Raw genomic sequence first — 12,917 nt, 5'->3', positions numbered from 1 at the left:
AAGTAGTTAAGCACTTTCAATGGCAATGGCTATTTTAAATAAAACATTGGTAAAATAAGGGGCGTTTCTGTTAGAATGCGCGCCTTATTATGCTGGTAAATATTCATTGGTAACGATTAATTTATGGTTTGGATAGACTATGCCATCTTGGCAATTGTAGGCATTTCAACATTAATTAGCTTGGTTCGCGGCTTTGTCAAAGAAGCAGTTTCGCTAGTTATCTGGATCAGTGCCTTCTTTATTGCCAGCCACTTCTATGTAAATCTTGCTAGTTTATTGACAAACATTTCCGATCAAGTCCTACGTAATGCTGCGGCAATTGCTATTCTTTTTATTACCACGTTAATTCTTGGCGCTATGGTAAATTATCTTATTGGTCAATTGGTCAGTAAAACAGGCTTGTCTGGAACCGATCGCCTGCTAGGGCTTGTTTTTGGTGCATTACGTGGCGTGTTAGTTACCAGCGCATTATTATTCTTTATGGATGCATTTACGCCAGCGTCATCAACCGCATGGTGGGCAAGTTCTCAACTCATCCCCGAGTTTACACTCATTGTTGAATGGTTTTTTGAATACCTAAAGAATTCATCAAGCTTTTTGAAATAACGTTATTTTAGTGCCATGAAAATGGGGCTGATGTTCATTAGTATAATTTTTATTTACTTAGCGTTTATGTTATTAAAACGCCCTTAAACTTAGTTCTGTGGAGAATAAACGCATGTGTGGTATTGTTGGCATTGTTGGTAAAACATCGGTAGGTCAAGCATTATATGACGGATTAACTGTACTTCAACATCGTGGTCAAGACGCTGCTGGTATTGTGACTATTCACAACAATACCTTTAGACTACGTAAAGGAAATGGTTTAGTAAAAGACGTGTTTCATACGCGTCATATGTTGCGATTACAAGGTAACATGGGTATTGGTCATATTAGATACCCAACCGCAGGTACTTCAAGTTCTTCAGAAGCTCAGCCATTTTATGCCAATGCTCCTTTTGGTATTTCTCTTGCACACAATGGTAATTTAACCAACGCGATTGAATTAAAAGAGTGGTTATTTAATGTCGCACGTCGTCATGTAAATACCACATCTGATTCTGAATTGTTACTCAACATTCTCGGTCATGAATTACAATTGACTGAAAATTTGAAATTAACACCTGATGATATTTTTACTGCAATATCTAATGTACATGAGCGTATTCGTGGTGCCTATGCAACGGTTGCTTTGATTATTGGCCATGGCATGGTGGCGTTTCGTGATCCTAATGGCATCCGTCCTCTAGTATTTGGTAAGCGTGAAACGGCTACGGGTATCGAATATATGATTGCTTCTGAGTCGGTAGCGCTTGATGCAAACGACTTTGAATTTGTCCGTGATGTTGCGCCTGGCGAAGCTATTTATTTCACTGAAGATGGACAAATTCACAGCCAGCAATGTGCAAAGAACCCAACATACAACCCGTGTATTTTTGAATATGTTTATTTTGCGCGTCCTGATTCAGCGATTGATAAAATTTCTGTTTACGGCTCTCGTGTTGAAATGGGCAAAAAATTGGGTGATAAAATAGCAAAAGAATGGGAAGACGTAGATATCGACGTTGTTATCCCTATTCCAGAAACATCATGTGATACTGCTTTAGAAATTGCTCGACACCTTGGCATCCCATACCGTCAAGGTTTTGTGAAAAACCGCTATATTGGCCGTACCTTTATTATGCCGGGTCAAGAGCAGCGTAAGAAATCAGTTCGCCGTAAACTTAATGCGATAACAACAGAGTTTGCTGGTAAAAATGTATTGTTAGTCGATGACTCTATTGTAAGGGGGACTACTTCTGGACAAATCATTGAAATGGCTCGCTCTGCGGGGGCAAAAAATGTTTATTTTGCCTCAGCCGCTCCAGAAATTCGTTTTCCTAATGTTTATGGTATTGATATGCCAAGTGCCAATGAGCTCATTGCTCATGGCCGTGAATTAGACGATATTTGCCAATTAATTGGTGCAGATAAACTTATTTTTCAAACCTTAGAAGATTTAGTTAGTGCTGTGGGTAGTGTAAACCCTGAAATCAAACAATTCGAGACATCTGTGTTCGATGGTCAATATATAACTAAAGACATTACTCAGGGCTATTTAGAGCGTTTAGATGCGATGAGAAATAATGAGAATAAAGAAGACTCAGATAAAAATGCAGATTCAATTATAGATATGCACAATGAAGGTGCTGAATAGCGTTAGGCTTGTCTAAACGACAGTATAGAAAAACAAAGTAAAATAAAAGCCCGCTTAGTTTATCACTAAGCGGGCTTTTTTATGATCAAATCCTAAAGATGCATACTTATAATAAAAGCTTTAAGATATATGTTCAGAGCCAAACCCCATACCTAACATAATAGCGCTAAATGCCATTAAAGAGACTAAAAGAACTAATCCGCAAGTAACTACAGAGCTTGAATAAATAAAGCCTTTTTCTTCTGGAATATTCATCATGATGGGTACGCCAGAGTAAAGTAAATATACAGAATAACAAAGTGCGGCTAGTCCCGCTAAAGCAACAAACCATAAAACAGGAAATAACGCGGTTACGCCAACCATTAATAACGGTGTTGCTGTGTAAGCGGCTAATTCTAAAGACTGGGTAAAATCTGGCTTAGCATCAAAAGTTTTTGCCATCCATTGAATTAAAAAAGCTAAACCAATAACACCAAAGATTAAACCCAAATACATACCAACAGACATGGTCATTGCGCCTGCCTGAGTTAATTTTATTGGATCACCTACGCCTATTGTCCAACCAATATGAGCGGCGGCAAAATAACTACAAATGGCAGGTATTAACGCTATGGTTAAAATATGAACCATGCTGTACATTAAGCTTTCGTGGCGGCTTTCAATTGTGTGCCACTCTTTCTTAGGGTCAGTATACAATCCCCATATATGATTTAATATCATAATAAAATCCTCTCGCTGTCCCCAAAATTACATTTATTGCTTTTTATTTTTTATTAATAAATGTCTGCGTCGATCAATGTTTTTATTATTGATAGCTTATTTATGTAAGATGGCGAAGCTTTCGTCAAGAGATGAATAGCAATTAAGCTAAATTAAATGCAAATAACTTCTTTTTATACCGAAAATAACAAATGTTTATATAGTGATATATTATTTTGTTCTTTCAGAGAAAAGTGTGGGTTATTAAAAATGTCAGTTTTAATTGAAAATCAGGCGACTTTTATTCTAACAATATTCATGACTTCTATCTCAAAGCCAGCAATCATTTCAGTGCTTGTGTAATAGGTCATATTCACTTGTTGTTTGCTAAGCGATTTATAAGCTTTTTTCCGCTTATATTTGAATGGAGCATCACAGCCTTTTATCATTACCGTATTAATAAACCACTCATTTTGTTCGCGTTGAACATGAGAGACGACAGTAATATTTTCACTATGAACAAGTTTGTCATGTTTTTTTAAGAGACTGTTTACTGTTTTATTTTTCATCTTTATTACCTTGAGGAGACGTTGTAATGCTAGGATCTAAAATAGCAGCGCCATTGATATTGGCTTTTTATTAAGAAGACAAACTATTCTAAACTTTATTATATCTTTTCGCAAAATAGTCAATTGAGGCGGTACATCATTAAAGTATTACCCTAGTAAGGAGTGATATTAGCTAACTTATTAGGAGATTTTTTTTAAATTTAGCTATACTAGCTACTCTTAAGTTTGTATAACTCATCGTAATAGGATGCTTGCAGTAATGAGCAAATCAATTCTTTTCCATACTATTTATCCACATAAAACCAGTAAAGTATGGGTTGTTTTTGTCCATGGTGCTGGCGGTAGTTCGGCAATTTGGTTTCGTCAGATCAGAGATTATCAAAAAACTTATAATGTGCTCTTACTTGATCTTCGTGGCCACGGAAAGTCCAGCCATCTGGTACAAACCTTTGTTGATAGTAATTACTCTTTTAATAAAGTCTCTGAAGATATCATCGATGTTTTAGATCACAACAATATTACATGTGCACATTTTGTTGGTATTTCTTTAGGAACTATTATCATTCGTAATATAGCTGAAATTGCGCCTCAATATGTATCAAGTATGGTTCTAGGTGGCGCTATCACTCGTTTTAATGCTCGTAGTAATATCTTGGTTTATTTGGGAAATACCTTTAAGCATTTTCTACCATACATGTGGTTGTATCGTTTATTTGCTTTTATTATGATGCCAAAAAAGCGCCATAAGGAATCTCGGCACTTATTTGTTCGTGAAGCTAAACGTTTGTGCCAGAAAGAATTTATTCGTTGGTTTAAGTTAGCGATGGACGTGAACCCCTTGATGCGTTATTTCAAAGAGAAAGAAATTGATATACCTATCCTTTATATTATGGGCAAGGAAGACCATATGTTTTTGGGACCGGTGATGGAAATGGTTAAACAACATAAAAACAGTTTATTACACACCATTCATAAGTGTGGTCATGTCTGCAATGTTGAGAACCCAGAACTCTTTAATCAACATTCGTTAGAGTTTATCGCTCAACAACACTAATTTTATAGATATATAGCCCTTGTGAACAAAGTTATGTTTTTTTTTATCAATATTAGTCAATAGTGGTTAAATAAAGCTGGTTTGGTTACGCCCGTTGTCCTTTGATTTATACATGGCTATATCTGCTCTTTTCAGAAATAAACCAACATCATCTGGCTTAGTTAATTGGGTGGCCCCCATGCTTACGGTGACCTTTACCTTTTTATTATCAATAATAAGAAAGGCATTATCAACAGCCGCGCGGATGCGCTCAGCAACAATTAATGCGAAGTCGATGTTGGTAGCGGGAAGAATGAATGCAAACTCTTCGCCGCCAATTCGCCCCATCAGATCATTCTCTCTCAGTACCAATTGGCTTACGTTGCAAATAATTTTTAAGACCTCATCGCCAATCGAATGACCATAGGTATCATTAAATACTTTAAAATAATCTACATCTAACATTAATAAACACAGTGGAAATTGATAACGATGTGATCGCTCTAATTCAAGCTGTAAAGATTTCATAAAGGCGCGTCTGTTAGCAATGCCGACTAACTCATCCGTTGTCGCCATTTTTTTTAATTTATTAATGTCTTGTTCTATATGGTTAGCCATTTTATTTAAATTTTTGCTCAGTGAGCCAATTTCATTTTTTACGATGACTTTGCTACGTACTTGGTAATTTCCTTCTGCTATATTTTGTGCATCGTGAACCAGTGAAAATATGGGGAGAACAATCTTATTTCTGACATAAAAAGTGATAATTAATGCCATAAGTGTTGAAATAACCAATAATAAAATGACGTACCATAAATATTTTTTTTGCTTAATGTTAAACTTATCTGCCTCGACAATTAACCTAGTCTCCACAGCTTCGATAAATTTTCGAATAGGTTGCATTATGGCCATTTTTTCTTGCTGGTATTGAGTTGAAAATAATAGCTCAATAGCAACATTCCTATCAGGGTCTCCTTTAAGGGTAAACGTACCTTTACCATCATTGTAGAGTCCTTTCATTAACGCAAAAGCCTGTTTTTCGATAGTCATTAAATTATCTGAGTGGTTTTGGGACTGTTGAAGTAGTAATAACTCACTTTCTGTAAAGCCCATATTTCCCATAAGGGTCTTTAATGGGACTTGAATGCCTAATTTATCTAAAGTAAATCGTTCTGGCATAAGTAACGTATACCAGTAAGTGGGAGGGTATTTTTTTGGTCGGGGAGAATCCCCGTTACGTATTGCAATAATGTCAAAATAATACTCTTTATAAATCTCATCCCCGGTAACCACATAGGTACGTGCCATACGAGTTAGGTCATCTGAACTCTGACGTAGTTCATTAGCAATGGTTAGTGAATATATATGGTGCTTTTCATCTTTAATTGCTTGCAGATCAAAAATACCAATAATATGAAAGACAACATAACCCCACATGCTTAATATGGCGATAAAGCATAAAAAACCGATTTTATTGCCAGTGGAAATATTCATCTATAACCTATTGGTTTGGTGTCAGCTATGCAATATCACACAGTTGATAATATTTACTCATTTCATTCATTAACGTCTAACCATGAAATTAAAATTTTACAGACAGTTTTATTAAGTGTTGAGTTTACCCAAGTGAGTATCCTTATAGATTTATAAATCTATAAGGTATGATATAAGTGATATCGCTGTTTTAAAGCTTACTTTCAGTATAGACACTTCTGATCATCTTGTGTAAATAAGCGATAATTCTTGATATGGGTATGATAAATAGATACTAATTTAGTACCCGTAGCTTAGTGATTTACGATATTTTGACTACAACACTATTAGCGCCTACCTTCTTTTTTATAATGTTAAACACGAGGCATGAGTTAATAGAGCTGTAAAAAAATTATTTATATTTTTAATTACTCACGTAGTGTCGGCTAAATGAAATTATTACTCATAATTATCTCGCTAAATGAAGGGTTAATTTTTAGGGGATTAAATACTTTCTGGGTGATTTTGTAGTGTTTTTACCATTATATTCTACCTATAATAAGGAGTTACCGTGATTTGCGTGAAGGACTTATCTTTTAGCCGTAATGATGGCGGCAACAAACAAAATATTTTAAATAAACTCGATTTATTTGTACCTGCAGCACAGCACCTCGCATTACTTGGTGATAGTGGTTCAGGTAAAACAACCTTTTTGCATATTTTAGCGGGACTCTTGCAAGCAGATAGTGGCTCGGTAAGTATTAACAATCAAGAGCTTTCATCACTGAATGAGACAGAACTTGCGCTTTATCGTCGTAAAATAGGGCTAATATTTCAGCATTACCAATTGCTTGACTGTTTAACCGTAAAGCAAAATATTCTCTTTCAGCACAAACTCAATTACCCCAAAAATCCTGCGGATGAATTTGACTATATCGTCAATAAACTCGGGCTCCAAAGTAAGCTTGATTCACTGCCAGAAAAGCTCTCAGGTGGAGAACAACAAAGAGTTGGCATCGCAAGAGCTTTACTCAACAAACCTCAAATAATTTTTGCAGATGAACCAACAGGTAACTTAGATCGGCAGCGCTCGCACCAAGTCGTTAAACTTCTTACTGAGTTATGCAGTGAGCAAAAAATCAATTTGGTGATGGTTACTCACAGCCATCAATTAACCGATTACTTTGACCATGTAAAAGTACTTAGAGATGGTCATTTTGAATAATTTGACCAATGAAATTAAACTTATTATCGCCACTCATTTAGCCTTCTATCGAAGACATCCTTGGTTAATGGCGTTATTTTTTCTAGGTTTTAGTCTAGGTAGTGCACTATTAACCGCAATTTCTGGCCTTAATCAAGAGGCTAATACACGCTATCAAAATTCTTCCGCATTAATCAATAACCCCGTTACACATTTAATTAGACCATTAACAGGAAAGTACTTTATTGATGGCAATATATGGCTCACTTTACGACAACATGGCTTTATCAATACTCAACCCGTTTTACGAGGTCAATTAAAAACCAGCAACGGAGAAACACTTGCCATTCAAGGTGTGGATACTCTGCTGTGGTTAAACCGTGCGCAATACCAACAAAGTGATGAAGATTTTGATAAAACAGCTCAACGCTTTTCCCTTTCTACTTTATTAGTTGACTCGAAATTTGCAAATCGCATCGTGACAAAAACAGGTGAACCAATAAATTTTTCGCTGCAAAACGATCAGCAACAACCTGAAGTTGTATTAGCTGACAATATTGGACTTTGGGCGATCACTGATATCGCCAATGCTGATTATTTATTAGCAGCTAAAGGGCAACTCAGCTTTATTGAGCTCTCGCATGTTAGCGAGCAGCAATTAATAGAAATAGCACAGCTAATTGCTGGGCAAGCACAGTTGATTGATGCAGAGCAACAATCGTTTGATGTTTTATCTGAAGCCTTCTTTTTTAATCTGACCGCACTTGCCATGCTTGGTTATATTGTTGCGGCGTTTTTGAGTTTTAATGCGATAAAACTGACCTTAACTGCGCGACAAAAATTAATAGAGCAAATGCAGCTATTAGGTTGCATTAAGTTAAGTGTTCAACTGAGTCTTGTCATTGAACTTATTATTGTTAGTGTTTGCACCGCTTTATTAGGTACATTAGGTGGTTACTTAATTGCTAATGCATTAGTGCTTGATGTTAACAGCACTTTAGTTGGCTTGTATCAACTCGATAAAGCGCTTGTGATCAATTGGCAATGGTCAAATGTCTTATTAGGCTTTGCCCTTAATATTTCGGCTTTGGGGGTAATACTTTTGGCGCAAGCCAAGCAAGTAGCCCAAAAAAGTCAACTGATGTTCTATAGTTTGTTGGTCAGTACATTGGCGGCAGTCATAGGGTTACTCTATTATGCGACTAATGAGTATCAAGCCTTGCTGCTGTGTTTTGCGCTTTTAATGTTGTTTATTTTACTTGTACCTAAAGTACTGTCTCTCTTGGTTTCATTACCGTTGACAATCACAAATCCATTAACACAATGGCTTCATGCCGATACCCGACTTCATGTAAAAGACCTTCATATTGCTATTATTGCAATTCTAGTGGCGCTTGGCAGTGCTATCGGCATGCAAATTATGGTGAAAAGCTTTAGCCATACGTTAAATGCCCATCTTGAAAAGCAATTAAGTGCAGATATTTATTTACGTTCAGATAAACTCGATAATACTTTAAGGCAAGCGCTAACTAAGTTACCTGAAGTTAGGAAGTTGAGTATCTATATGCAAAGTGATGGTGATGTAAATAAAGTACCTGCGAATCTTGCAAGCTTTGGTAATAGCTTTGAACATTATCAACATATTTCGCTGACTTCAGGCTTAGCCATTAATGTAGAAAATTTTTATGGTCAAGGTTGCTTAGCTAACGAACAAAGTAAAATTAAGTTTAATTATTCATTAAATGACGTGATGGTATTTAATCAAAATTCAACTAAATTTACTTGTCGTATAACAGGGTTTTTTTATGATTATGGTAACCCAAGAATATCCTTACTTACGCTAGAGGAACGCCATAAAACAGCAGCACTAAACCGTGATGTTTTTGGTTATTCAATACGGCTAAAAAGTAGTACTTCCGTTGCTGTTTTTAGCGAGCGTTTAATGGACGAATTTAAACAAGACAGTACAAAGATTTTAGCCAATAAAAGATTTAAAGAAATAGCTAATGCCTTGTTTGAAGATACGTTTGTAGTGACCAAAGCACTCAATGGTTTTATTCTGGCTATTGCATTGTTAAGTTTGTGTACCAGCCTATTAAGTTTAAGTGTTAATCAATTAAAACAATTAACCATATTACGTAATTTAGGCGTGACACAACGACAATTATTAACCATGAAACTGCTACAAACAGCAGGCGTAGTAGTTTTTACCGCATTGTTTGCTATTCCGCTTGGCTTCGCACTGGGCTTTGCGTTATTGAAGTTTGTTATGCCAATTGCCTTTGGCTGGACTATTCACTTTAGTTTAGATTTAAGCAGTTTATTTATAACTTGTTTAACGTTAGTTGGTGTATCCGTTTTATGTGCCTATTTACCGATCCGAAAATTAACTAACTTAGCGACTAAGGAGTCATAATCGCGTGATAAAAAGACAAGTTTTGGCCGGGGTATTATTGATTCCGTTTGTTTTTGTACGATTTACGTTTGTGCTGTTAATTTTTGTGCTGTCTGCGTGTCAACCGGCTGAGCAAAAAACAACCTCATCTAAATTACAAGTGGCTATTGGCAAACCGGTAATACAGGGCACTCCTCTTATCTTTCCTGCGGATCATGGTATTCATGCTGAACAAGGTATTGAGTGGTGGTATGTAACGGCTAATTTGCAAAGTGACACTGGCGAGACTTTTGGGGTTCAATGGACATTATTTCGCACACTAATGCCAGGTAACCTTGAGTCACAATGGTGGGATAACAATCTTTACTTTGCTCATTTTGCAATGCAACACCAACAAGATCATGTTGCGTTTGAACGGTTTTCACGAGCAAGGCAAGCTAAGGTCATTAGCTCGCCGTTTGATGCCAGTATTGATGATTGGCAGTTGAGCAGTATCAACAACGAATTTTTGCCACTCAATTTAACAGCAGCACATGAAAACTATGAAATAGCACTAACACTAAGCGACAGCCCAATAGCCTTGCATGGCGACAAGGGCTATAGCCAAAAAACACAAAGTGGTCATGCGTCTTATTACTTTAGTTATCCCTTTTTAAAGGTAAAAGGCCGTCTAACTTTTGCGGGTAACACCTATAACGTTTCGGGGAATGCATGGTATGACAGAGAGTGGTCGGCGAGTTTACTCGACAAAAATCAACTCGGTTGGGATTGGTTCAGTATTGTTGACGCTCAATCAGCCGCTCAATCAGAGAAGCAAGGGCTCATGCTCTTTTGTATTCGAGGTAATGATAATAATTATGAGTATTGTAGTGGTACTGAGATAGCCCCCAATGGCGAAACAACACCGATTTTTAAAGAAGATATTAAACTGTCAGTTATTGAAACCGTGACATTAAATAACCACGATTATCCTAGTAAATGGCAAGTTGAATTAACGAATAGACCAACCATTATTATTGAAAGTATTACCAAAGATTCACGTAATCAATTAACAATCCCTTACTGGGAAGGACGAGTAAAAGCAACGGGTGGTTTTAATGGTATTGGCTATGCCGAAATTACTGGCCACTAATTATCCATTATTCATTATTAAGTTGTTATTTTATTTTGCAAACCCTGGTCAAAATGACTAATAAAAGCAGCCATGCGTAAGTTATATGCAAAAATTGCCATCATCATTAGCTGATAATATTACTTTTTTTTGCTCTCTAAAAGGGGACTGAGTGAGATAATGTGTTTCATCCCCCCCCCTTACTTTGTGGTATTCGCGTTTAAAGTAGCATAGACAATAACCAATTATTATTGGATCGTTAACTTTCTGTGAAAATAGCCGCGCAATTATTAATAAGGGTATGATAAAATCGATATCAATCTAGTGTATATAGTGAAGAATTTCACCAAATGTCGACTAAAAAATTATTATCTCCAATATTGTCATTCTTAAAGTGTGAAACACCACAAGCATGGATTGATGAAGCCGTTAAGCCTGAAAATTTACCCGTGCTATTAATTGATCACCTGGTGTGCGAATTAAAAGCAGCTCAGTCCGCTATGTTTTTGATCCGAAAATATGCAGTTGATAAAGAAAGTGGTGATGCTTTGTTGGCATGGCTGCAGCCATTCGAGCAATTAATCTATAAGAGGCAAGGGGATTGGCGCTCATTACCGTCGAAAAACAAGTTAACTAAAGCCATATTACCTAAGTCAGGTTCAGTACATGGGCAAGGCCTTATCGACAAAATGGTCTTACTGATCAAAGAAGAGCTACATCATTTTTACCAAGTATTAGAAATGATGGATGAGTATGGTATTGAATATCAAAGTATTACGCCGTGCCGATACGCGAAAGGCTTACTTCGTCATGTAAAATCTTTTGAACCTGATGCTATGGTTGATAAGTTAATTATCGGTGCCTTTATCGAAGCTAGGTCGTGTGAACGTTTTGCTAAAATAGCCCCTCATGTTGATAAACGTCTGGGTGATTTTTATATATCATTACTACGCTCCGAAGCTCGCCATTATCAAGATTACTTATCATTAGCGACAGAGATTGCTGGAACCGATATTTCTGAACGGATAAAATATTTTGCTGATATCGAAGCGACGTTAATTATTAGTGCAGATGAAGACTTTAAGTTTCATAGTGGCTTACCTGCAGCGACTCTTTAAGCTTAGTTAGCTTTTTCAAGTTAAGCTGCAGTATTGGCGCTTGCTAATACGCAACGATTTCTGCCGGAATTTTTTGCTTGGTACAACGCTTGGTCGGCATTATTAAATAATGTTGCCCATGTCATGTTATTGTGTAATTCGGCAACCCCAATAGATACCGTAATAGGCGGAAGCTGAGTATTACTTTGACGTTGCACTAATTTTAATTTCGCAATAGCCAAACGTATTTTTTCAGCCATCGTATGAGCAAATTTTTGCGACTTATTTGATAATACCACCACGAACTCTTCACCGCCGTAGCGCACAGGAATGTCATCAGGTGTGACGTGTTCTTTGATGATTTTTGCCACCAACTGAATCACTTTATCGCCAACACTGTGTCCAAAAGAATCATTCACTTTTTTGAAGTGATCAATATCGATAACTAATGATGAATGAATGTTATCAAGTGATAGTGCCTTTAATTTTTTATCACAACCTCGACGGTTTAATAATCCTGTTAAGGTATCAATTAGGGCTTCTTGACGAGATTCTTCTAACTTCAGTTTTAACTGTGATACTTCTTCAGATGCTTTATATAGCTCAGTAGATAAAGACTCATGTTGAGCTGTCGATTGCCCTATAGCATTAAGTAAAAAAGTAGTAATATTTTGGAGAGGCTTTTCTACACTTAGCTGACCAAGCGTTTTTTCTATTTTATTGAGATGACTTATTACTGCTTGTCCGCTTGAAACTTGGTTATCAAGTTGCGCTAAGGTACTGTTCAGTGTCTCGCCAAAAGGTGTAAAGATATTATCTTCAATATTTTGGCTGTTTGAAAGAAACTCACTAAACAATGCGTCGATAAAAATAGCGTCGAGTGGCTTTTTGCTGCTTAATTGCCCATCTATTTTTTTTATGAGTGACAAGTTTTCTTTTGAAAAATAACAGTATGCAACAGCGTAATGGCTCGGTATGGGCGCAATTAGATGCAAAAGCATAAATTCTTTAGCTTGTTCTGCGACTTTCATCGCTTGATCAAAACTTCCCTGCATCGTAATTCCCTTTATTATTTTTCTACATAATAACAGTTAATAAAA

At 36.5% G+C, this 12,917-nt stretch carries 12 protein-coding genes; 8 read left to right on the top strand and 4 right to left on the bottom strand.

Annotated elements, in window-relative coordinates; all coding sequences use genetic code 11:
• Window positions 1–123: 123 nt before the first annotated feature.
• On the top strand, window positions 124–606 hold the full coding sequence (locus tag H4J57_RS10495; protein WP_182213989.1) for a CvpA family protein: 483 nt from the start codon (window positions 124–126) through the stop codon (window positions 604–606).
• Window positions 607–718: 112 nt separating this feature from the next.
• Window positions 719–2,236 (top strand): amidophosphoribosyltransferase, encoded by a 1,518-nt coding sequence (purF, locus tag H4J57_RS10490; protein ID WP_182202789.1) that lies wholly within the window; start codon window positions 719–721, stop codon window positions 2,234–2,236.
• Window positions 2,237–2,356: 120 nt separating this feature from the next.
• Here the strand turns inward: purF and H4J57_RS10485 are convergent, their stop codons facing one another.
• Together H4J57_RS10485 and H4J57_RS10480 are read right to left on the bottom strand one after the other, a co-directional pair.
• Complete coding sequence (locus H4J57_RS10485) at window positions 2,357–2,956, bottom strand: Yip1 family protein (RefSeq protein WP_182242795.1); 600 nt, start codon at window positions 2,954–2,956, stop codon at window positions 2,357–2,359.
• A 269-nt stretch (window positions 2,957–3,225) separates the two neighbouring features.
• The gene (locus H4J57_RS10480) at window positions 3,226–3,504 is read right to left on the bottom strand and encodes a hypothetical protein (RefSeq protein WP_182242794.1); all 279 of its coding nucleotides are present in this window, start codon (window positions 3,502–3,504) and stop codon (window positions 3,226–3,228) included.
• A gap of 259 nt (window positions 3,505–3,763) precedes the next feature.
• On the opposite strand from H4J57_RS10480, the gene H4J57_RS10475 reads away from it, so the two are divergent.
• Window positions 3,764–4,558, top strand: a complete 795-nt coding sequence (locus H4J57_RS10475) for an alpha/beta fold hydrolase (RefSeq protein WP_182213984.1) — start codon at window positions 3,764–3,766, stop codon at window positions 4,556–4,558.
• A 66-nt stretch (window positions 4,559–4,624) separates the two neighbouring features.
• Here H4J57_RS10475 and H4J57_RS10470 read toward each other — a convergent pair whose 3' ends face one another.
• On the bottom strand, window positions 4,625–6,031 hold the full coding sequence (locus tag H4J57_RS10470) for a diguanylate cyclase (protein WP_182242792.1): 1,407 nt from the start codon (window positions 6,029–6,031) through the stop codon (window positions 4,625–4,627).
• Between the two features lie 27 nt (window positions 6,032–6,058).
• Here H4J57_RS10470 and H4J57_RS20065 point away from each other — a divergent pair, with 27 nt between their 5' ends.
• The 5 genes from H4J57_RS20065 (at window position 6,059) to miaE (ending at window position 11,838) form a co-directional block, all read left to right on the top strand.
• Window positions 6,059–6,187 carry a hypothetical protein gene (locus H4J57_RS20065; protein ID WP_259366841.1) on the top strand — a complete coding sequence of 43 codons (129 nt, stop codon included), beginning with the start codon at window positions 6,059–6,061 and terminating at the stop codon, window positions 6,185–6,187.
• A gap of 394 nt (window positions 6,188–6,581) precedes the next feature.
• The gene (locus H4J57_RS10465) at window positions 6,582–7,235 is read left to right on the top strand and encodes an ABC transporter ATP-binding protein (protein ID WP_182242790.1); all 654 of its coding nucleotides are present in this window, start codon (window positions 6,582–6,584) and stop codon (window positions 7,233–7,235) included.
• Entirely contained in the window at window positions 7,219–9,630 is a 2,412-nt protein-coding gene (locus H4J57_RS10460) for an FtsX-like permease family protein (RefSeq protein ID WP_182242788.1), read from the top strand. Before H4J57_RS10465 ends, H4J57_RS10460 begins: the two co-directional genes overlap by 17 nt.
• A gap of 4 nt (window positions 9,631–9,634) precedes the next feature.
• Window positions 9,635–10,741 (top strand): lipocalin-like domain-containing protein, encoded by a 1,107-nt coding sequence (locus tag H4J57_RS10455; protein ID WP_310733719.1) that lies wholly within the window; start codon window positions 9,635–9,637, stop codon window positions 10,739–10,741.
• Window positions 10,742–11,070: 329 nt separating this feature from the next.
• Window positions 11,071–11,838 carry a tRNA isopentenyl-2-thiomethyl-A-37 hydroxylase MiaE gene (gene miaE, locus H4J57_RS10450; protein ID WP_182242786.1) on the top strand — a complete coding sequence of 256 codons (768 nt, stop codon included), beginning with the start codon at window positions 11,071–11,073 and terminating at the stop codon, window positions 11,836–11,838.
• A gap of 20 nt (window positions 11,839–11,858) precedes the next feature.
• Here miaE and H4J57_RS10445 read toward each other — a convergent pair whose 3' ends face one another.
• Window positions 11,859–12,872 (bottom strand): GGDEF domain-containing protein, encoded by a 1,014-nt coding sequence (locus H4J57_RS10445; protein ID WP_182242784.1) that lies wholly within the window; start codon window positions 12,870–12,872, stop codon window positions 11,859–11,861.
• Between the last annotated feature and the right edge of the window lie 45 nt (window positions 12,873–12,917).

It is taken from the genome of Colwellia sp. BRX8-7 (assembly GCF_014077275.1).
In the GTDB taxonomy this organism is placed as follows: domain Bacteria; phylum Pseudomonadota; class Gammaproteobacteria; order Enterobacterales; family Alteromonadaceae; genus Colwellia_A.
The sequence above is the reverse complement of the archived record's forward strand: the minus strand, read 5'-3'. Positions and strand labels throughout refer to the sequence as shown.